The sequence below is a fragment of the Streptomyces sp. NPDC047043 genome, from assembly GCF_040644055.1.
Lineage (GTDB): Bacteria > Actinomycetota > Actinomycetes > Streptomycetales > Streptomycetaceae > Streptomyces.
Genome location: NZ_JBEYVO010000038.1, coordinates 25,350 through 48,103, shown reverse-complemented (window position 1 = coordinate 48,103; position 22,754 = coordinate 25,350). Strand labels below are relative to the sequence as shown.

The 22,754-nt window shown below is 70.5% G+C and carries 19 protein-coding genes; 8 read left to right on the top strand and 11 right to left on the bottom strand.

Annotated elements, in window-relative coordinates; all coding sequences use genetic code 11:
- Positions 1-30: 30 nt before the first annotated feature.
- The 7 genes from ABZ880_RS44130 to ABZ880_RS44100 all read right to left on the bottom strand — a co-directional run bounded on the left by ABZ880_RS44130 (position 31) and on the right by ABZ880_RS44100 (position 9,222).
- On the bottom strand, positions 31-207 hold the full coding sequence (locus ABZ880_RS44130) for a hypothetical protein (protein ID WP_361275907.1): 177 nt from the start codon (positions 205-207) through the stop codon (positions 31-33).
- Positions 208-416: 209 nt separating this feature from the next.
- Positions 417-2,045: a glycoside hydrolase family 13 protein gene (locus ABZ880_RS44125; protein ID WP_361275905.1), complete on the bottom strand. Its 1,629-nt coding sequence runs from the start codon at positions 2,043-2,045 to the stop codon at positions 417-419.
- A 119-nt stretch (positions 2,046-2,164) separates the two neighbouring features.
- Positions 2,165-3,049: a carbohydrate ABC transporter permease gene (locus ABZ880_RS44120; RefSeq protein WP_361275902.1), complete on the bottom strand. Its 885-nt coding sequence runs from the start codon at positions 3,047-3,049 to the stop codon at positions 2,165-2,167.
- A 6-nt stretch (positions 3,050-3,055) separates the two neighbouring features.
- Positions 3,056-4,030, bottom strand: a complete 975-nt coding sequence (locus ABZ880_RS44115; RefSeq protein WP_361275899.1) for a sugar ABC transporter permease — start codon at positions 4,028-4,030, stop codon at positions 3,056-3,058.
- 37 nt (positions 4,031-4,067) lie between these two features.
- The gene (locus tag ABZ880_RS44110; protein ID WP_361275896.1) at positions 4,068-5,366 is read right to left on the bottom strand and encodes an extracellular solute-binding protein; all 1,299 of its coding nucleotides are present in this window, start codon (positions 5,364-5,366) and stop codon (positions 4,068-4,070) included.
- 71 nt (positions 5,367-5,437) lie between these two features.
- Positions 5,438-8,020, bottom strand: a complete 2,583-nt coding sequence (locus ABZ880_RS44105; RefSeq protein ID WP_361275894.1) for a glycoside hydrolase family 3 C-terminal domain-containing protein — start codon at positions 8,018-8,020, stop codon at positions 5,438-5,440.
- A 191-nt stretch (positions 8,021-8,211) separates the two neighbouring features.
- Positions 8,212-9,222, bottom strand: a complete 1,011-nt coding sequence (locus ABZ880_RS44100; RefSeq protein ID WP_361275892.1) for a LacI family DNA-binding transcriptional regulator — start codon at positions 9,220-9,222, stop codon at positions 8,212-8,214.
- 72 nt (positions 9,223-9,294) lie between these two features.
- Between ABZ880_RS44100 and ABZ880_RS44095 the strand changes: the two genes are divergently transcribed.
- The 5 genes from ABZ880_RS44095 to ABZ880_RS44075 all read left to right on the top strand — a co-directional run bounded on the left by ABZ880_RS44095 (position 9,295) and on the right by ABZ880_RS44075 (position 12,573).
- On the top strand, positions 9,295-9,762 hold the full coding sequence (locus tag ABZ880_RS44095) for a substrate-binding domain-containing protein (protein ID WP_361275889.1): 468 nt from the start codon (positions 9,295-9,297) through the stop codon (positions 9,760-9,762).
- A gap of 236 nt (positions 9,763-9,998) precedes the next feature.
- Complete coding sequence (locus tag ABZ880_RS44090) at positions 9,999-10,976, top strand: recombinase family protein (RefSeq protein WP_361275886.1); 978 nt, start codon at positions 9,999-10,001, stop codon at positions 10,974-10,976.
- 70 nt (positions 10,977-11,046) lie between these two features.
- Complete coding sequence (locus ABZ880_RS44085; protein WP_361275884.1) at positions 11,047-11,412, top strand: hypothetical protein; 366 nt, start codon at positions 11,047-11,049, stop codon at positions 11,410-11,412.
- 41 nt (positions 11,413-11,453) lie between these two features.
- The gene (locus ABZ880_RS44080; protein ID WP_361275882.1) at positions 11,454-11,828 is read left to right on the top strand and encodes a hypothetical protein; all 375 of its coding nucleotides are present in this window, start codon (positions 11,454-11,456) and stop codon (positions 11,826-11,828) included.
- A gap of 61 nt (positions 11,829-11,889) precedes the next feature.
- Complete coding sequence (locus ABZ880_RS44075) at positions 11,890-12,573, top strand: TetR/AcrR family transcriptional regulator (RefSeq protein ID WP_361275881.1); 684 nt, start codon at positions 11,890-11,892, stop codon at positions 12,571-12,573.
- Positions 12,574-12,623: 50 nt separating this feature from the next.
- Here ABZ880_RS44075 and ABZ880_RS44070 read toward each other — a convergent pair whose 3' ends face one another.
- From ABZ880_RS44070 to ABZ880_RS44060, 3 genes are all read right to left on the bottom strand, one after another.
- Positions 12,624-13,340 carry a hypothetical protein gene (locus ABZ880_RS44070; protein WP_361275878.1) on the bottom strand — a complete coding sequence of 239 codons (717 nt, stop codon included), beginning with the start codon at positions 13,338-13,340 and terminating at the stop codon, positions 12,624-12,626.
- A 55-nt stretch (positions 13,341-13,395) separates the two neighbouring features.
- The gene (locus ABZ880_RS44065) at positions 13,396-14,262 is read right to left on the bottom strand and encodes an SDR family NAD(P)-dependent oxidoreductase (RefSeq protein ID WP_361275875.1); all 867 of its coding nucleotides are present in this window, start codon (positions 14,260-14,262) and stop codon (positions 13,396-13,398) included.
- A 109-nt stretch (positions 14,263-14,371) separates the two neighbouring features.
- The gene (locus ABZ880_RS44060) at positions 14,372-15,829 is read right to left on the bottom strand and encodes an FAD-dependent oxidoreductase (RefSeq protein ID WP_361275872.1); all 1,458 of its coding nucleotides are present in this window, start codon (positions 15,827-15,829) and stop codon (positions 14,372-14,374) included.
- Between the two features lie 333 nt (positions 15,830-16,162).
- Here ABZ880_RS44060 and ABZ880_RS44055 point away from each other — a divergent pair, with 333 nt between their 5' ends.
- Positions 16,163-17,017, top strand: a complete 855-nt coding sequence (locus ABZ880_RS44055; RefSeq protein WP_361275871.1) for a MaoC/PaaZ C-terminal domain-containing protein — start codon at positions 16,163-16,165, stop codon at positions 17,015-17,017.
- 169 nt (positions 17,018-17,186) lie between these two features.
- Here ABZ880_RS44055 and ABZ880_RS44050 read toward each other — a convergent pair whose 3' ends face one another.
- Positions 17,187-17,516, bottom strand: coding sequence for a hypothetical protein (locus tag ABZ880_RS44050; protein WP_361275868.1), 330 nt, complete (start codon positions 17,514-17,516; stop codon positions 17,187-17,189).
- A 479-nt stretch (positions 17,517-17,995) separates the two neighbouring features.
- On the opposite strand from ABZ880_RS44050, the gene ABZ880_RS44045 reads away from it, so the two are divergent.
- Entirely contained in the window at positions 17,996-21,079 is a 3,084-nt protein-coding gene (locus ABZ880_RS44045; RefSeq protein WP_361275865.1) for a glycosyl hydrolase 115 family protein, read from the top strand.
- Positions 21,080-21,389: 310 nt separating this feature from the next.
- On the top strand, positions 21,390-22,481 hold the full coding sequence (locus tag ABZ880_RS44040; RefSeq protein ID WP_361275863.1) for a nitronate monooxygenase: 1,092 nt from the start codon (positions 21,390-21,392) through the stop codon (positions 22,479-22,481).
- Positions 22,482-22,754: the final 273 nt, after the last annotated feature.

Genomic DNA, 22,754 nt, shown 5'->3' with positions numbered 1-22,754 from the left:
CGGTGGTCGGCTACCGCAGACCATCCGCGACTACCAGGGGGCATTGCGCACCGTGATGCGTTTCAAGGCCCGCAACTGCGTCCGGTGGGCTGCCCGCCACAACTGCATCCGCCGCCCGGTCGCCTGCCGCTGATGCCCAGCGGCAGGCTGTACCGGATGCAGCCCGATGACGCCGACCGCTAGCGCCTGGTCCACCGCTTCCTGCACGACGACTCCATCGCCGCTCTCGACCGCATCGCGACCCCCCTTGTCCTTGCCGCCTCAGCGCGGCGCTGGCAGCCACTGCCCCTGTTTCCGTATCGACTGTGTCTGTGGCTGCCCGTTGTCCAACGGGCCAGGGCCTCTCCGGTCAGCGGGGAGTGACACCGGAGAGGCCCTGGCGAATTGAGAGGGGCGTTACCCCTGGGGGCGGACCGTCAGACCGTGAGCCAGACCGCGTGGTCCGGTTCGAGAAGCCCGTTCGCGATCGGCCCGCTGGCCAGCAGGATCGCTCTGTTCGCAGGGAGTTGGTGCGCCTCATCTGACAGGTTGACCACGCAGGTGAAGCCGGGTTCGCGGTGGAAGGCGAGGACTCCTGCGGGGGCGTCGATCCAGGTCACGGTGCCGTCGCCGAGGGCGGGTGTGTCCCGGCGGAGGCGCAGGGCGGTGCGGTACAGCTCCAGCATCGAGGTGTCTTGGCCGGTCTGCGTCTCCGTACTGCGCTCGCTCCAGCTCGCAGGCTGCGGCAGCCACGGTTCGGCGGTGGCGTTCTCGGGGCTGAAGCCGAAGGGCGCTTGCTGTCCGGACCAGGGGATCGGGACGCGGCAGCCGTCGCGGCCTCGGTCGGTGTGGCCGGAGCGTTCCCAGATGGGGTCCTGGAGGACGGCCTCGGGGAGGTTTTCGACTTCGGGGAGGCCGAGTTCGTCGCCCTGGTAGATGTAGGCGCCGCCGGGGAGGGCGAGCATGAGGAGGGCGGCGGCGCGGGCGCGGCGGGTGCCGAGGTCGAGGTCGACGGGGCCCTGGGGCTGGTAGCGCTCGTTGGGTACCCAGCGTGCGACGGTCTTGCGAGCGTAGCGGCTGGTGTGGCGCATGACGTCGTGGTTGGACAGCACCCAGGTGGCCGGTGCGCCGACGCCGCTGAGCATGGCGAGGGAGTCGTCGATGACCGTGCGGAGGTCCTTCGCGTTCCAGCTGGCCATGAGGAAGTCGAAGTTGAAGGCGGTGTGCAGGCCGCCGGGGCGAACGTAGGCGGCGAGGCGTTCGGGGGTGTCGGCCCAGGCTTCGGCGACGAACGCGCGGTCGCCGTCGTACTCGTCGGCGATCTTGCGCCAGGTGCGGTAGATGTCGTGGACCTCGTCGCGGTCCCAGTGCGGGTGTTCGGCAGGACCGGGAGGCTTGCCTCCCGTGGGCGGCAGGTCGGGGAGTTCGGGGTCCTTGGCGAGGCCGTGGGCGACGTCGATACGGAAGCCGTCGACACCTCGGTCGAACCAGAATCGCAGGATCGACTCGAACTCGGCGTGCACGTCGGGGTGCTGCCAGTTGAGGTCGGGCTGTTCGGGGGCGTACAGGTGCAGATACCAGTCGCCGTCGGGCAGACGGGTCCAGGCCGGGCCGCCGAAGCAGGAGACCCAGTTGTTGGGCGGCTCGGCGCCGTCCGGACCGCGGCCGGGCCGGAAGACGTAACGGTCGCGCTCCGGGCTGCCGGGGCCCGCGTCCAGTGCCGCCTGGAACCAGGCGTGCTCGTCGGAGGTGTGGTTCGGGACGATGTCGGGGACGATGCGGATCCCGTGCTCGTGGGCTTCAGCGATGAGTTGCTCGGCGTCGGCGACTGTGCCGAACAGCGGGTCGATGGCGCGGAAGTCAGCCACGTCGTAGCCGCCGTCGGCCATCGGGGACTTGTACCAGGGATTGATCCACAGGGCGTCCACGCCGAGCGACTTCAGGTACGGCAGGCGGGAGCGCAGGCCGGCGATGTCGCCGACGCCGTCGCCGTCGCCGTCGGCGAAGCTGCGGATGTAGACCTGGTAGAAGACGGCGGAGCGCCACCAGGGCGTGGAGGAAGGCATGGTGCTGAAGCGTCCTTTCAAGGGGGCATGGTGAGGGCCGGGCCGGAAGGAGCATCTGCCTGGCCGCGCCCGTGCTCAGGCCGGTGGGGCCGGAGAGCACGGGCGTGACGTGCGTGGGGTCACTTCAGGCCGGTGGTGGCGATGCCGGCGACGAAGTGGCGCTGGAAGAGCAGGAAGACGATCATCACGGGGAGCAGGACGACGACACTGCCGGCGAGGAGGATGCCGAAGCGGGTGAAGTCCTGTCCGCCGCTGGCGAGGGCGAGGCCGACGGGGAGGGTGTACTGGCTTTCGTTCTGGGCGACGACCAGAGGCCACAGGAAGTTGTTCCAGGAGCCGAGGAAGGTGATGATCCCCAGGGTGGCCAGGGCCGGTCGGGTCAGCGGAAGGATGATCTTCCAGTAGATGGCCAGTTCGCGGCAGCCGTCGACGCGGGCGGCGTCGATGAGTTCGTCGGGCAGGCCGGAGATGAACTGCCGCATCAGGAACACCCCGAAGGGGGTGGCCAGGAACGGCAGGATCAGCCCGAGCAGGGAGCCGGTCAGTTTCAGGTTGGCCACCAGCACGTACAGCGGGACGAAGGTGACCAGGCCCGGCACCATCAGGGTGGCGATGACGAGGGTGAACACGGCGCGCCGCCCGCGGAACTCCAGTTTGGCCAGGGCGTAGCCGAGCATCGAGCAGAACAGCAGGTTCCCGGCGGTGACGGCCGCGGCCACGATCGCCGAGTTGGCGAACATGCTCGTGAAGTCGAGGTTGCTGAACAGCTCCCGGTAGTTCGCCAGCGTGGGGTGAGTGGGGATCAGGACGGGCGGGACCTTGCGGATGTCCGCCTCGGGTTTGAACGCCCCGGACAGCATCCACGCGAACGGGGCGATCATGAGCAGCAGGAGGCCGGTGAGGGGCAGGTAGAGCCAGGGATGGCCCCATTCCTGGCGGATGCGCCGGCGGCGCTGTGCCTGGTCGGTGTGCGGCGGCGCGGGGGCGGTGGTGAGGGTGGTCATGGGGCATCAGTCCTTGTCGCGCAGCACGCGGAACTGCAGCACGGTGAGTGCGATGATCAGGACGAAGACGACGTAGCCGGCGGCCGAGGCGACGTCGTAGTTGCCGTTGCCGAACTGTTTGTAGGCGTACATCGTGGCGGACAGGGTGGAGTCCAGCGGGCCGCCGTCGGTCATGACGAACGGCTCGTCGAAGAACTGCAGGTAGCCGATGCCGGTGGTCACCGCGGTCAGCAGCAGGGCCGGGCGCAGCAGCGGAAAGGTGACGCGCCAGAACCGCTGCCAGGCCCCGGCGCCGTCGAGTTCGGCCGCCTCCATCAGGGACTGGGGCACCGACTGCAGCCCGGCCAACATAATGATCATGACGGTGCCGAGGTTGCGCCATACCGCCATGAGGATCATGACCGGCAGGGCGAAGCGGGTGTCGGCCAGCCAGGCGGGGCCGTCGATCCCGAACCAGGCGAGGACGGTGTTGACCAGACCGGCCCGTGGTTCGAGGAGGGTCTTCCACACGACGGCGACGGCGACGACGCTGGTGATCACCGGGAGGTAGAAGCCGACCCGGAAGACGGCGCGGAAGCGGCGGATGCCGTGGTTGAGGACGACCGCGGCCGCCAGGCCGGACGCCAGGGTGAGGGGCAGGCCGACCAGGACGAAGACGGCGGTGTTGCGCAGGGCGTGACGGAACTGCTCGTCCTCGAAGAGCCGGACGTAGTTGTCGAAGCCGATGAACGACACGTTCAGCGGAGTGCGCAGGTCGGCGCTTTGGGTGTCGGTCAGGCTCATCACCAGGGACCAGACGACCGGCAGCAGCATGAAGGCGAGGAACAGGGCGAGGAACGGGGCGGCGAGGATCCACGCCGCGCGGGCCTGGCGGCCGTGCGGGGTCCGTCCGAACCTCAGGATGCGGTGGTGGTCCGTCGACGCGGGGCCGGGGGCGGGGTGTTCGTGGGTTTCCTGCCCGCCAAGGGTGTTCGTGGGCATGAGGGTCATCCGTCCGTGCGGGGGATGCCGCGGCCGGTCAGCGGCCGGTGCCGATGCTGGTGGCCTTGGACTGCAGCGTCTGCTGCACCTTGGCGACGGTGGTCTTGCCGTAGGCGAGCTGCTCCAGCTGGGAGTCGATGACGTCGGCGATCTGCTGCCAGGTGGTGATCGCCGGGGGCGCCTTGGTGACCTTCAGCTGGGCCTGGAAGGAGGCCATCTTGGCGTCCTGGTTCAGCTTCCCCTGCGACCAGGACTGTACGGCCGCGGGCAGGTTGCCGGTGGCGTCCGCGTACGTGGCGAGGTTCTTCGGCTCGGTGAGGAACTTGACGAACTTCCAGGCTGCGTCGGAGTTCTTGGCGTCCTTGAAGACGGCCAGGTCACTGCCGCCGGCCAGGCCAGCCGACTGCGTGCCCTTGGGCAGTGGCATGGTCTGCCACTTGCTGTCGAGGGCGGGGGCGTTGAGGTGGAGGTTGCCGCCCGTGCTGGCGCCCTGCTGCAGGGTGCCGAGCAGTCCGTCCTGGAAGCCCTGGTTCTGGTCGGTCTTGTCGGTCGGCGCCAGCCCGTCCTTGAAGATGGTGCCGTAGTACTGCAGGGCCTTGGTGACCGCCGGAGAGTCGAAGGTGAACTTCTTGGTCTTGGCGTCGTAGATGTCGCCGCCCTGCTGCCACACCATCGGCAGCCAGAACAGCCAGGAGTTGAAGCCCATCAGCAGGCCGGTGGCATTGCGCAGCTTGGGATTCTGCTTGCCCGCGGTGGCCTGGACGGCCTTCAGATCCTTCAGGTAGCCGTCCCAGTCGCCGGCCGGGGCTCCCTTGATACCGGCCTTGGTGGTGATGTCGGTCCGGTAGTAGATCACCGAGGTGTCGGCGATGAACGGCACCCCGTAGGCGGTGTTCTTGTACTTCGTCGTGTCCCACTGGCCCGGGAAGAACGCGGACGACTCGAACGAGGCGGGGGTCGCCTGGAAGCCGTTCATGGAAGCCATCTCGGCCATCCAGGTGGAGCCGATGAGCGACAGGTCGGGGGTGTTGCCGCCCGCGATGGCGGTGGTCAGCTTCTCGTGGGCGGCGTCCCACGGCACGGCGGTGATCTGGATCTTCACGCCCGGGTTCTGCTGCTGGAACGTCGCGGCCAGGCTCTTGAGGGCCTTGTCGGGGTCGCCCATCGACCACATGACCAGCTTGCCCTTGGCCTTCCCGGTACCGAGCGTCGCCGGGGCGTCGGTGCCGGGCCCGGAGTCGGCGGACCGGCCGCAGCCGGTGGCCAGCAAGGCGGCGGTGATAGTGACGCACACGGCTTGGACGGTTCTGGTGGTGGATCGGGAGGTGGTACGCATCGTGCGGCTCCTTTGCGATTGAACAGTCCTGCGGAAGGCGGCCAGTAGGCCGGCCCGGTGGAAGGGTGGGGTCAGCTGGCCGGAATGAGGCGGTCGCCGTCCGCGATCACCTCGACGCTCAGGCGCAGATCGCGGCTGGAGCGGCCGACACGCAGCCGGTAGAGGCCGGGCGGCGTGTGCCAGGTGCGCTGTTGGATGTCCCAGACCTGGAAGGCGTGGCCGGGCACGTGCACCTGGGCGGTGGCCCGGGCGCCCGCATCGGCCCGCACGGTGGTGAAACCGGCGAGCAGGCGGACGGGCCGGTCAAGGCCGTCCCGGGGCGGCTCCAGATAGACCTGGACGACCTCCCGGCCCTCCCGTGGGCCGGTGTTGGTGACCTCCACGGTCAGCTGGAGTCCGTCTCCGCCTGCGGGGCAGGTCAGGGCTGCGGCGGAGACGGACGGTTCGGGGAGGGACACGGACTCGTAGTCCCATGAGGTCCAGCCCAGGCCGTGCCCGAACGGGAAGGCGGGATCAAGGCCGTGGCGGTCCCAGGAGCGGTGGCCGATGTGAACGCCCTCCTCGTAGGCGACGATCCCGTCCCGGGGAAGGGCATGGGGCACCGGAACGTCCTCCGCACGGGCGGGCAGCGTCCATGGCAGACGGCCGGACGGCTCGGTGCGGCCGAACAGGATGTCGGCCAGCGCATGCCCTGCCTCCTGGCCCGGCAGCCACGCCCACAGCAGGACCGGAGCCTCCGACGCCCAGGGCAGCAGCACCGGGGCACCCGCGTTGACCACCACGATCGTGCGCGGGTTGGCGGCCAGCACCTTGCGCACCAGCTCGTCCTGCGGGGCCGGCAGGTCCAGCCCGGTGCGGTCCCAGCCCTCGGACTCGATCTCCTCGTTGGTGCCCACCACGACCACGGCCACATCGGCCGCCTCAGCCGCGGCGGCCGCCTCGGCGATCTCCTCGTACGGCGTCGGCCCGGGCGGGGCGTGACGCAGCTGGGCGGTGACGAAGCGGCCGTAACCGCCGGCCTCGATCACGCCCAGGTCGATCCGGACGGACAGCCGACGCGGCTCGGGCCCTACCTCCACGTCGATGCCCCGCAGCGCGGGGTGGTGGTGGGTGGAGTCGAGGATGTGCTCGACCCCCCGGTCGTCGTTGCCGGACAGGACCTCCGCGCCGTCGACCGCGACGGTGAAACGCCCGGCGCACCCGAACTCCAGCCGGTGCACCCCCGGTTCGGACAGCGTCAGCACGGTGTGCAGGACAACGCGGCGCGTGGCCGCGCAGAAATCGTCGTACGACGTCCAGTCACCGCTTGCCCTGACCGTGCTGCGCAGGATCGTTCCGTCGGCACCGACATGATCCGCCCGTACCCCCGGCGTGCCGGAACGGTCGTCCTCCCCGGCCGCGGTGAGCATCACGTCCGGGACGATGGGCGGGCGGCGCCGGGAGTCCCCGCCCCGGTGCACCGTCAGCCGAACCTGTGACGGCAGCGCAGCACGCAGCCCCTCCTCGAAGGACACCGTGCGCACAGCGGGCACGAACGCGCTGCCGCCGCCCTGGAGGTAGGGCGCCACCGCGTTCGGGCCGATCAGCGCGACGCTTCCAAGGCCATCCGCCGCCAGGGGCAGCAACTTCGGCTCATCCCGCAGCACCACGGTGGCCCGGGCGGCGACCTCCCGCAGCAGCGCGAACTCCTCCGGCGCAAGCGAGGCGGCCTCCATGGAACCGGACGGCCTCGCGGGCATGTCCCCAGCGCGCGCCCCCTGCTCGCCGAGCCGACCGGCACGGCGGGCCAGACGCAGCAGCCGGAGCACCTTGTCGTCGATGAGCTCCTGCGACACCTGGCCCGCGCGGACCGCGGCAACCAGGGCCTCGCCCCACGGGCCCTCCGGCCCCGGCATCACCAGATCCAGGCCGCCGACCGCCGAGGCCACAGTGGAATTGGTGGCGGCCCAGTCGCTGATCACGGGCCCGTCGAAACCCCACTCGCCCTTCAGTACCTCGCGCAGCAGCCGGCTGTGCTCGGTCATCGGCGCCGCCTCCACCCCGTCGTCGACCCCCGAGTACGCGGCCATCACACTCCACGGCGCGGCCTCCGCGAGAACCTGCTCGAACGGGGCCAGATACACCTCGCGCAGCGTGCGCTCGTCCAGCCGGGAGGTGTACCGAGTGCGGTCGGTCTCCGAATCATTGGCCACGAAATGCTTCAGACAGGCGCCCACACCCCGCTCCTGCAGACCACGGACCACGGCGCCGGCCAACGTGCCCGTGAGCAGCGGATCCTCCGAGAAGTACTCGAAATGCCGTCCCGCTACCGGGGTGCGCTGCAGGTTCACCTCCGGCGCCAGCAGCACGTCCACACCCTTGCGGTGCGCCTCGTTCGCGAACAGACCACCCAGCCGCTGTGCGAGCGCCGTGTCCCAGGTCGCGCCCAGCGCGCTGGGCGCCGGGGCCAGTAGCCCGGTGGCTTCGGGGTCGTCTCCGGTGCCCCGCACACCCTGTGGACCGTCCGACGTCGTCACCGGCAGCAGCCCCAGCCGGGGCTCGGCAGGCAGCCGCCACACGGTCTCACCCGTCAGCAACCGCACCTTCGACGGAAGATCCAGAGCGGCGACGCGACGGCGAAGCTCGGCGTCGACGGGCCAGGGAACACAGGACATGAAGATCCTTCCAAGCCTCTCCCCACCACAAGCGGGCATGCCGAATCAGCCCATGTGCGACGAAGAAGAAGGCCGAGAAAAGTCGGCGGAACATTCAAGAAGGCAGGCGCGGTGCGGCACTCAGCGGCAGCACACCGCGCACCCTCTCCACCGCGAGGCAACCGTGCCTCGCGCGTCTGTAGGAGGTCGGATCAGCTCGGAGTCGGCTGGACGGTCGACCCCCGCACCACAAGAGAAGTGGCAAGGGAACACGAGGCGGCGGCCTGAGGCGAGCCGCGCACATGCTCCAGCAGCATGCGCACCGCAGACTCGCCCATCTCCCGCATCGGCTGACGGATCGTGGTCAACGCCGGGTAGGTGTACGACGCCAGCTCGACGTCGTCGAAGCCGACCACCGCGACATCCCGAGGAATCTCCAGCCCGGCCTCCCGCAGCCCGACCACGACCCCGGCCGCGGAGGCGTCGTTGTGCGCGAAGACCGCGTCGAAGGCCACGCCGTCCGCCAGCGCCCGCCTCACCGCGGCCCGCCCGCCCTCGAACAGGAACCCACCACTGAAGATGCCACGTTCGTCAACTGCGATCCCGGCCTCGGCAAAGGCATCGACGAAGCCCGCCAGCCGCTCCTGCGTACAGCCGTAGCCCTCCGGACCGGTCACGATCAGCGGACGACGACGCCCGATCTCCAGCAGGTGGCGCGCCGCCTGCTCACCCCCCTCCCGGTTCGTGGTCTCCACATAAGGGAAACCCGGCCGGTGACCGCGATCGTCGATCAGTACCACCGGCAGCCCTGACGCGTGCAACTCCGCGATGTACCCGAGGGTTCCCTCAGGCTCGATCACCAGCAGCCCGTCGAAGGACTTGGCCGCGACCTGCACACCCACCCGACGCAGTGACTCCTCGCCGCGGTTGCCGGTCAGCAGCCGCATACCGAAGCCCTCACGCTCCAGCGTGTCGAGCACCGCCTGCACGACCGTCCCGGTCCACGCCCAGCTCATCTCCGGAACCAGCATGCCGATCACCTGAGTACTGCCACGCGCGAGCCCGACCGCCCCGGCACTCGGCACGTAGCCGAGCTCCGAGATGGCCTCGCGGACCCTCAGGACCGTGGCCTCCTGGATCTCGCCCCTGCCGTTCAGCACCCGCGAGACCGTCGTCTTACTGACGCCGGCCCGCGAGGCCACGTCAGCGATGGTGATGGCCACGCCACCTCCCCTCCCCATGTCACTGCGGGCAATGTTCGTCCCGCACCGAAGGAACCGATCCTACAGAGATCTGTGAAACCGGTACCGGGAGGGATTCCGGAACCGGTTTCGGAATCGGTTCCGGCAGTGAAGCACCGTGAGGCCCAACCGGTCAACACACCAGAACAAACTCATTCGCGGGATTTTCGCGCCCTCTGTACCGAGCAGGGCGAATGGCCTGCCTACACCCTGTCCACCCTGCGTACCGTGCAGATCGAGTTACCCGAAAGGATCTCCGTCCTCGGATTCGACGACCAGCTGATGGCCGAGTGGCTCGACCTGTCCATCGTCGCCCAGTCGCCCTCCGACATGGGCCGAGCCGCCGCCGACCTGGCCCTGGAGCTCATCAACGACTCCGAGGCGGACCGCAGCCGGCACATCGCCCTGCCCCACCTCATCCCACGAGGAACCACAGCCCCGCCACCCACCCACCCACCCACCCACCACAGCGAGCAGGAAAGCTCCGGCGGACTTTCACAGGGCTCGGGCCCGACGCGCTGACCGCCCATGTCGCTGTCCGACGGCGGGCACTATAGGGAAGCCTGTCGCGCGGTGTCGCTGTCGATGGTGTCCATGGCCTGAGGACCGCAACTCTCACAAACGGTCCTTTGTCCGAGCAAGATCAAATAGAGCCGGACGGAGATCGGCGAGAAGCGGATCGACTCTCAGAACCCGTTCGCACTCAAAAGTGAGAGGGGTAGGGTTCTGCGACTTGCATTGTGCGAAAATCCGGGCTCATGACCGACCCTCAAGAACCTTCCGCCGGACCTGAGTCCGAGGCTGATCTCGTCGAGCGCCATCCGTGCCCGAAGTGCAAGGCCGCCCCCGGCTCGCCGTGCCGCTCGCGCAGCGGGGCGGTCACGAGCGCCTACCACACCGGCCGCTTCACCAAGGTGCCGAAGCTGGCGAAGGAGTTGCGTGTGCCGACTCCGGCCAACCGGGGGCCGGGGCAGCCTTGGCGGCCCGGCAAGCCGGTGCCCGCCGCCATCGACCCCAGTCTGCCGAGCGCGGACATCCGCATCGGCTACGCCCGTTGCTCGCACCTCAGCCAGGAACTCGACTCGCAGCTGGACGCGCTCGCCAAACACGGCATCGGCAGGGACAAAGTCTTCAGCGAGAAGATCAGCACCCGCATCAAGGTCCGCCCGCAGTTCGAACAGGCACTGAAGACCGCCCGGGAGATCAAGGCGCACGCCCCGCACTGCCGGGTCATCTTCACCGTGTTCGAGATGAAGAGGCTGGGGCGGGACGCGGCAGAGCTCACCGCCCTCGCGGACCATCTGACCGAGCACGGCCTGGTGCTGGAGATGCTCGCCGGCCCGCTGCCCGGCATCTACGACCCCACCGGCCCCGGTAAGCTGCTGTTCGGCTTCTTCGCCGCGATGGCCGAGACCGAGCGGGAGAACATCCGGGAGTCGACGCTGGAGGGCCTGGAGACCGCAGCCCGCAAGGGCAAGTACGGCGGCCGCCCCCCGGTCATCACCGACGACATGCTGCACACCGTGCTGCGGCGCAAGGCACTCGGCGAATCCGTCGAGCAGATCCAGCCCGCCCTGATCATCCCCACCGGTAAGCGCAAAGGACAGAACCCGTCCGTCGCCAGCATCTACCGGGCCCTCGCCGAGCACGAGAAGACCCAGGCGTACCCGGAGGCCGTCGAGACGGCACACGCCGACTTCGCCGTCCTTCAGCAGCGCGACCGCAGCCCTGTCTAGTTACTCAGGGCTACACACCACCTGGCCGTAGCTATACGAGAACAGGGCCGACCGCATCGGTCGCGGCCTGATGGCTTTCAACGCCGTGCTCACCTTCGCCGTGTTCGTGAACGGGTTCTTCCTGATGGCCGACGCCGGCGACGACCGCATGATGGTGGAGGGATGGCGCACCTTCGGCTACTTCGTGTTCAGCGCCATGTGGGCCCTGCTCGCCTTCCGGCCGCGTCAGGCTCCGGCCGTGTGGGAACTGATCATGTTCCACAAGATCGCGGCATCGGTGCTCGCCCTGTCCATCACCCACACCACCGAGGGCGCGCAGTCCGCGATCAGCGACCCCTGGGTCGCACTGTCCACGATCTTCGCGTACATCGCCTGCCGCGGATGGCAGTCGTGGCGCCTCCTGAGGCGCGAGGCCGCACCGTCGACCGCTGCGTGAGCCCGCACCACCCCGCCTACCCGCCGACCGAGGGAGACATCATGAACGACCAGCCGCATCCCCGCGACGAGCACACCCCCCAGGGCCACCCCACCACGATACGAAAATCCGTCCTCGTCTCCGCGCTGCTCATCCCCCTCATGATCGTGGGCGGCTTCGCCATGCTCGCGGTGATCCCGGTGATCATCATCGTCCACCTCACCCTGCGCGACCCGCGTTTACGGGCCCTCCGGCCCTGGGCGGCCCTGCTCGGCGTCGCCTACGCCGTCCCACTCGCCCTGTGGGGCGCGCTGCCGGACCGCGCACCCAGCCTCACCAAGGACATGCACCCCGCATTCGCCGTCGGCATCGTCCTCGCCGCCCTCGCCTACAGTGCAGCCCACCTCCTGCACCGGCGCCGCGCTGACCGACAATGACCTGAAACACAGTCACAACAGCCCCTCCCCACCCCAGCACCCCCGACGAAGTGAGCACCAGGTGACATCGCGGCAAGCAGCGCGTGAGCAGATGATGGCCCAGATCGTGCACATCGGCCGGGAGCACCTGAAAACGGTCCTCCCGGCCGACCTGTCACTGCGCGCCGTCGCCCGCGACATCGGCGTCGTACCGTCCGCGCTCTACCGCTACGTCCGCGACCGCGAAGCACTCATCACCCTGCTCATCGTCGACGCCTACGACGAACTCGCCGACGAAGTGGACGCCGCCCTCGAAGCAGCCGCACACCTTTCCCACCGCGAACGACTCGAAGTGGCAGTCCTCGCCTTCCGCTCCTGGGCCTCCCACGAACCCTCCCGCTTCGCCCTGCTCTACGGCACACCTGTACCCGGCTACGCCGCCCCCGGCCACCGCACCGTCGAACCCGGCACACGCTTCGCCCTCGCCCTGGCCGGCATCGCCGAAGAAGCCTGGCGCACAGGACACCTCAAGAAGATCGACACCGCACTCAGCCCCACCCTCCACGCCGACATGGAACGCCTGCGACACCGGTACGGCCTCCAGATGCCCACAGAGAACATCGCCCGCGTCTACGGCCTGTGGTCGGCCGTCATCGGCGCCGTCCTGTTCGACGTCTTCGGCCACCACGGCCCGGACACCGTCAGCGACCACGAGGACTTCCTGCGCACCCACACCGCCGGCCTCGCGGCCACCATCGGCCTGTGACCCCGGGGTACCCTGCGAGGACTCCTTACCACACCACACGACCAACTGCCTCAGGAAATGGGCGAGTTGAACGCGTTACGTTCCCGTCCCGGGCCGGTGAAGACGAAGTCCAGCTCCACCACCGAGCCGAACAGGCTGAGCCCGGTCGCGAACAGGTCGGTGCGAATGTGGACCTGGGCGCCGTGCCGGCCGTAGGCGTACTCCTCGGTCCGGGAGAACACCTCCGAGGCCGCCATGCGCTCGTCGATCTCCCGGTCGCCGTCCTCGCCGCGGGCCTTGAGTACCTGCAGGCCCTGAACGCGGGCGGCGAACCCCGGGTTCGCGGCCATCTCCTCGCGCAGTCCGGTCACCGCGGCCTCCAGGTCCTCCAGCCGGCCGTAGTGGAGCCCGAAGTGCAGATACGACTCCGGCCACTGGGCCCGCTGCTGGAGGAACGCCGTGAGCGCGGGGTGCTCGTCGTCGGTGCCGGCGCCCAGCTGCCGTGCGATGACGGCTTCGAGTTCGAGCTGCGCGGGCTTCAGCGCGAAGAGGTAGACGATGTTGTCGGCGCGGGCGGGGGTGTCCCGGTCCATCGCGATGACGTACAGCGGCTCGTCGGAGAACTGGTTGGGGAACTCCTGGACCCTGGCCCCGAGCAGTTCGAAGAACCGGGTCGCGAGCGCCCGTTCCCCCGGGCGGAAGTGGAGGGCGAGGTGCCCCAGACTCGTGCTCGGCAGGGGTACCGTCGCCGACGGTGTGCGCTCGGGTGCGGGGTTCCTGATGGCCATGTCTGGCTCAACTCCTCGGTGTCGTGGCCGGGTTCGGGTGGGACTGCGGCAGGGTTCACTGGGACGGCGGCGTGGTGAAGCGGCTGCGCGCGGGGGCGGGCGGGCGGCGCGCGGTCAGCTGCTCCGCGCGGTCGCGCATGGCGGCCAGCACCGACTCCGGCTGGGTGACGATGTAGAACTCCCCGTCGGCGGCCTGCTGCAGGACGGTCGCGGCGGCCTCCTCGGCGCCGATGGCCCGTTCGCGGACCCGGAACATGGCCTCGCGCTCCTGCTCGGCCGCGGCCAGGTCACCGCTGTCGACGCCGCCCGCCCGGTCGAAGATGCGTGAGGTCACGGCCCCGGGCAGCACCGCGCCCACCTGGATGTGCCCGGCTCCGGCCAGGCCGACCTCCTGGTGGAGACACTCGGTCATGGCCAGGACGGCGTGCTTGCTCATGATGTACGGGGTCTGCAGCGGCCACGCGGTCACGGCGCCGACGGACGCCATGTTGAGCACGCAGGCCGGTTCGGACTGGGCCAGCAGATGGGGCATGAAGGCCCGTATCCCGTGGAACACGCCGCTGATGTTGACCGACACCAGACGTTCGAAGTTGGCCACCGGGGTGTCCCAGAGGTAGCCGAACTGCAGGATGCCCGCGTTGTTGACGAGCAGGCGCACGGGTCCGGACTCCTTGACCACACGGTCGGCCAGTGCCTGTACAGCGATCGCGTCCCGCACGTCCACGACGGCCGCGGTCGCCCGCCCCCCGTCGCGCGTGATGCCGGAGCAGGTGTGCTCCAGCGCGGCCTCGTCGACGTCCGCGAGGACGACGTTCATCCCGAGGGCGAGCGCGGCGTGCCGGGCGAGCCCCGCTCCGACGCCGGCGCCCGCCCCCGTGATCACGGCGGTTCCGCCGCCGAACACCTCGACTGAGCTGGGCATGGCCTCTCCCTTCCGGTCCCCTGGCCTGTGTGTACGTCGAGCCGGGCGCCCGCCCCGCCGTCCTCCCGTGCGCAGTCGCGCCGCCTCCTGCGCGTCCCGCGGCTTCGCCTCACCCGTGTGCCGCCGCGCGTCCGGCACGGCGGCCGAAGAAGCTCCCGTCGCCGAGGGAGATCCCGCTCGCGTATCCGCCCGCGGCGATCCCGGCGGTCGTACGCCCCGCCGCGTACAGTCCCTCGATCGCCTCCCCGTCGACGTCGAGGACGGCGCCGTCGACGTCGGTGCGCAGGCCGCCCAGGGTGAATCCGGAGGTCTGGCCGCGCAGGTCGTAGACCCCGTACGGCGGGCGCAGCGGACGTACCCACGCAGCGGCCTTGTGGTGGACCGGGTCGCGGCCCTCGGCGGCGTGCCGGTTGTAGAGACCGAGCGTGGCCGCGAGTGCTCCGGGCGGCACGCCCATGGCCTGCTCCAGTTCGGCGATGTCCTCGGAGACCCAGGTCGGCGGAGGCAGCGGCATCGACGTGCCCGCGCGGTCGGCGGCAGCCCCGTCGGCCGCCTCCTCGTCGGCGACCACGAAGCTCTGGCTGCCGTGGTGGAGGAGCAGTTCCTGGCCGATGCGGCCGGGGTAGGTGTCCTCGTTGATGACGCGTTCGCCGCGGCCGTTGACGACGACGCCCCGGATCATCAGGCCGGGGTCGGTGTGTACGGCTGCCTCGCAGGCCCACAGGTGGGCGGTGTCCGCGCCGACGGCCTGCGCGGCCCGGATCGCCCGGCCGTCGTGCTGCTCGACCGCCGAGCCGGGGCGCCCGCCGAGCGCCGGGACGTGCCGGGCGACCATGTCCGCGTTGAAGGTGAAGCTCCCGGCCGCGAGGACGACACCGCGGCGCGCCCGGATGGCCACGTCCTCGCCGAGGCTGCGCGCGACCACTCCGCACACGCGGCCGTCGTCGGCCACGACGAGCCGCAGGAAGCGGATGCCGTAGCGCGCTCGGGCTCCCGTCTGCTCGGCGGTGGTGGCGAGATGCAGCATGAGCTGGTAACCGGCACCCCGTTCGCCGGTGCGCTTGTCCGCCATGCGCGGCAGGTGTCCGCGCGGAGCGGGCGGGGCGATGTCGGCGAACGGGTGGGCGTTCTCGCCACCGGAGTACATCAGGCCCTCGTCGCCCGGGGGTTCCCAGGCTGGGCGGTCGTAGAAAGCCGCGCGGAAGGGCACCCCGCAGCGCACCAGCCAGTCGAAGTGCTCGACGCTGCGCTCGCTGTAGACCTCGATCTTGGCGGCGTCGGCCGCCGGTCCCATGGCGGCGGTCAGGAAGCGGTGCATGGCCTCCGGGGTGTCGTGGAAGCCGCAGGCCTTCTGCACGCCGGTGCCGCCGCCCAGGTAGACGAATCCGCCCGCGAGCGCGGCGGCGCCGCCCCAGCCTCCGGTGTGTTCGAGGACCAGCACGTCGGCGCCCTCCACGGCGGCGCCGATCGCGGCGGCGGCACCTGCCACGCCGTATCCGACGACCACGACGTCCGCCTCGCCGTCCCACGCGCGCACGTCGGCCTCACGGCACGGCCGCGCGGTCATAGCGCCCGCTCCGGCGCACCGGCCGCCCGGGGCCCGTCTCCCGCCCCGTGCGGGACACCTGCGCCCCCGCGGCCGGTCCCGACCGCGGTACGGCGCAGAACCGGCCGCCGTGAGGCCCGACGCTCCCGAACCACCCACATGTCCGGCTCCCTTCGCTCCGCGTCCCCTGCCTACCGCGCCCGCCCCGGCCGGACATCGGCCCACTCTCACTGAGCGGGAGCCGGACGGGGTGAAACGGGCCGAGCCACCAGCGCCGTTGACTGCTCCGGGTCCGTTCCCTACCCTCCGCCTGACCAAGCGAGCGCTTGATTGGACGATGAAAGGGGCCAGGCGATGGACGACCGGACGGGTGATGCGACGGACCGGGGAGAGCCCGGATCGGCCGGCAGGTGGCGCGGCCGTGATCTCGGCACCAGGACGGTCTCCTACGACGAGCGGGACGCGATGCTCTACGCGCTCGCCGTGGGCGCCCGCCCCGTCGAGGATCTTGACCTGGTGTTCGAGCGCGGGCTGCGGGTGCTGCCCACCTTCGCGCTCTCCCTGGCCCAGTGGGCCCCCGACGTCCTGGCCGGGCGAGGGGCGTTCGGCGACGGCACCGCACTGCACGGGGCGCAACGGCTCACGGTCCACAAGGAGTTGCCCCCGACCGGGGAGGTCACGTGCTCGGCCGCCGTGACCGAGGTGTGGGACAAGGGCGGTGCGGCCGTCTTCGAAGTGGCGGTGGACAGCGCCTACTTCCACGCGGTCTGGTCGGTCTTCGCCCCGGGCCGGGGCGGGTTCGGCGGCGAACGGGGTCCGGGCCGCCCGCCCGCGCCCCAGGGCGACCCCAGCCACCGCACGCGGCAGCACACCTTCCCGGCACAGGCGGCGCTGTACCGTCTCACCGGCGACCGGCACCTGATCCACGTCGACCCGGTCGCCGCGGCCGCCGTCGGGCAGCCGCGTCCGATCCTGCACGGGCTGTGCACCCTGGCGGGCGCCGTCCTGCGGCTCGCCGACGTTCTCGGTGCCCACCCCGCCGATCTGGCCGAGGTGGACGGCCGGTTCGCCGCACCCGTCCTCCCCGGGGACACCCTCGATGTCACCGCCTGGCGGGACTCCGACGGGGACGGAGCGGCCTTCGAGGTGGCCCGGGAGGGGGAGGCCGTACTCACCGGCGGGCGGGTTCGTTTCGGCCGGGCCGGATGACCGGGCCGCCGGCTCGTCACCCGTCGCCCGCCCAGCGGGGCTGCGGCTGCATCGACCGGTCGCGCATCCCGTGCCCCGGGGACTGTGTTGCCGTAGGGGCCGGGGCGAGGGAGCCGGTGCCCGGGGCAGCCGGCGCCCGCAACAAGGCGTCGACTGCCCGGATTCGCCCCTACGGCATGATCGGGCGGTCGGCCAGGCGGGCGAGTTCGGTGAAGAAGGCGCGGTAGAGCGGCTCGTCGGCGGTCGGGATCTCGTGCCGGAAGAACACCGGCGCGGCGCCCGGCCCACTCGCGTAGATCGGTTCGCCCAGGTCCTCGGCGATGCCGAAGTACAGCCGTGTCACGCCGTTTCGACGTGCCTCGGCACGCACCGTCACCCAGTCCAACGGGTACCGGTACGGCCCGACGACGTTGCTGCGGCGGAAGACTTCGAGGATCCCGTGGTGCACCTGGATGTGCACACGCTCGTGCCGGAAGACCCGCGGTTCCAGCGGATCCATGTCAGACCACTCTCCGGTCGGCGAGCGCCGCCACCTCGTAGGCGAAGGCGGCCTGGTCAGTGCCGCAGAGCGCGGCGTTCACATCGCAGTGCGCCGGCGCCCCGAGCCGCTGCAGTGGCACCCGAACCCGGAACCGTGATTGCCGAACTGCTCGAACACCCCCCGGTCCACGCGCGGATGCAGGTACTCGCAGTCGAATGTGATCGGTTCCATGGCGGGACGATGGCCCGGCTCCGGCGGCACTCCAGGCGTGGCCGCATCCGACGACCTGCAAGCTTATTGACCTCTACGGGCAGACCCCTTACGTTCGGTGTTCACGATTATACCATCTGTTCATATACATGAATACGAGTGTGCCTGTCTTCCGGACTTCTGTAGGCACCCGTTCACCTACGTGTAGACATTTCCGGTCGCCACACATCACGGTCTCAGCGCTTCCGCACCCTTCCCGTCCTTCGAAGTCACGACAAGGGGTTGCCATGACCAGTTCCTCGCCGGGTTCCTCAGACATCCCGGTCAGCCGCAGAGCCGTAGTGGGGATGGCGGTGGGAGCCGCCACGGCCGGCTCGCTCGGCGCCGTCCTGGGGGCATCCCCCAACGCGTCGGCGGCGACCGCCATCGCGCCGGGACATCCCGCGGGTACGGGGTCGTACATCTCGTTCGCGCCAGGGTCGGGAAGGTTTCCGTGCGTACGGGCCGGCCGGGCTGCGCCCCTCGTGGTCAGCGGGGACGACTGGCCGGGTGTGGTGCGCGTCGTCGGTGACCTGCAGGCCGACATCGAGCGGGTCACCGGTGTCCGTCCGGCCGTCTCCGAGGGTGCCGTGCCGGAGCGGAAGGAGATCGTCATCGTCGGCACCATCGGCCGCAGCCCCTTGGTGGACGGGCTGGTCGCCGCCGGAAAGCTCGACGTCAGCGACATCGAGGGCAAGTGGGAGACGTCCTTGCAGGCGGTGGTGGACAGACCCCTGCCGGGTGTGGACCGGGCCCTAGTCCTGGCCGGCAGCGACCAGCGGGGCACGATCTTCGCCGTGTACGACGTCTCCCGCGGTATCGGCGTCTCACCCTGGTACTGGTGGGACGACGTGCCGCCGGTCCACCGCGACGAGATCTACGTCCTGCCCGGCCGCCACACCCAGGGCACCCCGGCGGTGAAGTACCGCGGCATCTTCATCAACAACGAGAACCCGAGCACGGGCGACTGGGCGCCCAAGGTCTTCGGACCCGGCAAGGACCCCGGCCAGCCGCAGGGGCTCAACCACCTCTATTTCGAGAAGATCTTCGAGCTCCTGCTGCGGCTGAAGGGCAACTACCTGTGGCCGGCGACATGGGGGCGGGCCTTCGCTCTCGACGATCCGGACAACCACGCCACCGCCACGCGCTACGGCGTCGTGATGGGCACCTCCCACGAAGCGCCGATGATGCGCGGTATCGAGGAGTGGAACCGCGCCCCCAAGGCCTACGGGGGCACCGGCGAGTGGAGTTTCGTCCGCAACCGCGACGCGGTCCAGGCGTACTGGCGCGACGGCATCAAGCGCATGAAGGACCAGGACATCGAGGGGATCGTCACCCTCGGCATGCGCGGCAACGGCGACACCAAACTGCCCGACGGGCCGGGCACCGACCTGATGAACGAGATCATCGCCGCCGAGCGGCAGGTCATCGCCGAGGAGCTGAACCCCGACGTGACGTCGGTGCCGCAGGTGTTCACCCTCTACACGGAGGTACAGGACTACTGGGTGGCGGGCCTGCGCCCTCCGCAGGACGTGACCGTCGTCTTCTGCGACGACAACTACGGGTACGTGCGCAAACTGCCCGACCTGACCGCCGAGCCGAGACCCGGCGGATACGGGGTCTACTACCACTTCGACTTCAACGGCGGCGGCCGCTGCTACAAGTGGGTCGACACCGTCAACCTCGCCAGGACCTGGGACCAGCTGCACACCCTGCACAGCTACGGGGTGCGGCAGCTCTGGGTCGTCAACGTCGGTGACGTGAAGAGCCTGGAGGCACCCACCACGTTCTTCATGGACTACGCGTGGAACCCCGGTGCGTGGCCGGCCGACCGGCTGACGGAGTGGCGCCGGCAGTACGCGGACCTCCACTTCGGCCAAGCTGCGGCACCCGCGGTCGCGGAACTGCTGCGCACTTACCAGCACCTCCAGGGCCGCTGCAAGCCGGAGGGCAGCAACCGGCGTTACACCCTCGGCCCGAGCGGTGCGATCTCGGTCTCCTTGAGCAGTGTTCCGTTCGACATGGACCACTACGCCGAACTCGACCTGCACGCAGCGGAGTGGAAGGCGGCCGCCGCGCTCGCCGACCGGATCGCGAAACGGCTCCCGGCCGACCGCCAGGACGCCTTCCACGAGCTCCTCGGCTACCCGGTGAAGGCGACCGCGAACCTGTGGGCGCTGCGCTGGGCCGAGTTCCACAACATCCGCTACGCCGCTCAGGGCAGGGCCGCCACGAACGACTACGCCGACGCCGCCGAGGCCCGGTTCGCCGACGACGCGGCGATGGCGAAGTACTACAACGAGACCCTGGCGGGCGGGAAGTGGTCCGGCTGGCAGGCCGACACCAAGTTCGACTACGGCGACAAGGCCCGCTACGGCGACTCCGCAAGCTGGGCGCAGCCCCCGAGCCCCGACGTGATCTTCCCGGCGCTGCAGCGGATCACCGTCCCGTCCGGCGCGGAGATGGGGGTGGCGATCGACGGGGCGAGCCAGTGGTGGCCCCAGGCCACCGACACGGCACAACTGCCCCCCTTCAGCCCGCACCAGGACCGGCCCGCCCAGTGGATCGAGGTCTTCAACCGCGGTACCACCCCGTTCGCCTACGAGGTGACCACGGGCGCGACGTGGCTCAAGCCCAGCGCTCCCTCCGGTACCGTCCGCAAGGAGACCCGGATCACCCTCCGGGTGGACTGGTCACAGGCACCGGGGGGCACCACGCGGATTCCCGTCACGGTCACCGGCGCGGACCGCACGGTGACCGTTCAGGCGGTCGTCCAGAACCCCCCGCTGCCGTCCGGCGCCTCGGCGTTCGTCGAAGCGGGCGGGTACGTCTCGATGGAGGCCGAGCACCCCACCGAGGTGGTCGGCGCGGACGGAATCACCTGGCTGCGCATTCCCGACATCGGCCGCACCGGATCCGGCATGACCACGCTGCCGGCCACCGCGCCCGTCCAGACACCGGGGGGCGGCGGCCCCCGGCTGGACTACCGGTTCGTCCTCACCGACCCCGGGGACCTCACGGTCTGGGCGTACCTGCTGCCCCGGAACAACACCTCCTACGGCACAGGGCTCCACTACGCGGTCTCCGTGGACGACCAGGCCCCGCAGACCGTCGACATCACCGCCGGCGTGGCCTTCCCCAACACGCGATGGGAGATGAACGCCGTCAGCGCCTGCAACCGGACCGCGACCACGTGGACCGTGACCACCGCGGGCGAACACGTACTGCGGTACTGGATGGTCGACCCCACACTCGCGGTGCAGAAGTTCGTCATCGACACCGGCGGACTCAAGGACACCTACCTCGGCCCCCCTGAGAGCCGGCGGCGGTGAGCCCGGACCCCGGTCGGCCGCAGGCGCGTCGGCCGGGGCCGCGCCGAGGACGCGGGGACTCGCCAGGGGCGCGGAGGCACAGAGCCGGTTCCCCTACCGGCGCACCTCGACCGCCGACCTGCGTGAAGACCTACGCAACCAATCAAGCGCTTGGTAGAGTGCGTATCCGTACGATCCCGCGGGGAGTCCTTCGACGCCGGGCCCGACGGTCCGGCGATCCGCGAACTCCCCGCGTCGCGAATGACGTTGCGGGCACAACGGCCCAGACCTCGCCCCGGTTCGGGCGAGCGGCGTGAGAAGGAGATCCGGCATGACCGACCCCGTCGATCCCGTTCACCCCGCCCTGCGCACCCGGCTGTGCGAGTTGGTCGGCGTCCGCTACCCGATCGTGCAGACCGGGATGGGGTACGTCTCGGGCCCCGAGCTCACCGCCGCGACCGCGGCGGCCGGCGGACTCGGCATCCTGGCGAGCGCGACGCTGACCCTGGAACAGACACGGGACGCGATCCGCGCCGTGCGGGAACGCACCGACGCCCCGTTCGGCGTGAACATGCGCGGCGACGCGCCGGACGTGCTGGAGCGCGGGGACCTGCTGGTGCGCGAGGGCGTGCGGATCGCGTCCTTCGCACTCGCCCCCAACGAACGCGTCATCCGCACACTGAAGGACTCCGGGCTGGTGGTCATCCCGTCCATCGGCGCCCGCCGCCACGCCGAGAAGGTGCAGGCATGGGGCGTGGACGCGGTGGTCGTCCAGGGCGCGGAGGGGGGCGGGCACACCGGTGGCGTACCCACCTCGATCCTGGTCCCGCAGGTCGTGGACGCCGTCGACATCCCGGTCATCGCGGCGGGCGGCTTCCGTGACGGCCGCGGCCTGGTGGCCGCGCTCGCACAGGGCGCCGTCGGTATCGCGATGGGCACCCGTTTCCTGCTGACCAGCGACAGCACGGTGCGTGACTCGGTCAAGGCCGAGTACCTCCGACGCGGGGTCACCGACACCGTCGTCACTCCGGTTCTCGACGGCATACCCCAGCGGGTGCTGCGCACCGACCCGGTGGAACGGCTCCTGAAGGAACGGCCGCCCGCGCGTCTCGTCCGTTCCCTGCGGCACGCCGTCGCCTTCCGCAGGACGTCCGGCACGTCGTGGTCCGACATGGTCCGCGAGGGCCTGGCCATGCGCCGCGGCCACGACCTGGGGTGGTCCCAGGTCCTGATGGCGGCGAACACGCCGATGATGCTGCGGGCCAGCATGGTCGACGGCAGGACCGACCTCGGCACACTCGCCTCCGGCCAGATCGCGGGCGTGATCGAGGACCTGCCCAGCTGCAAGGAGCTCATCGAGGGAATCGTCGCGGAGGCCGACGCCGTACTGACGCGGCTCACCGCGCCGGAGGCTCGGGAGTGACGGCCCGCCGGCCTTCCTCCGGCCACCGCCCCGGCCCGCCCCGGTCCCCGGCCGCCCGCCCCGATCATGCCGGGCGCCCAAGCGCCTGGGCCGCCCCTACGTTCCCGCCCCGGCCCCTCTCGCCCTCGCTCCCTCGCGGCCACCCGGGCCCCTCGCTGACCGCGGCCGACCCGGCAACCTCGGCGCCTCGCGCCCTCCCGGACGCCCCGGCCCTCGCAGCCCCACCCGACCGTCCCGTCCCTCCTCCAGCCCCCATCCCAGCGGCCCTCCCCG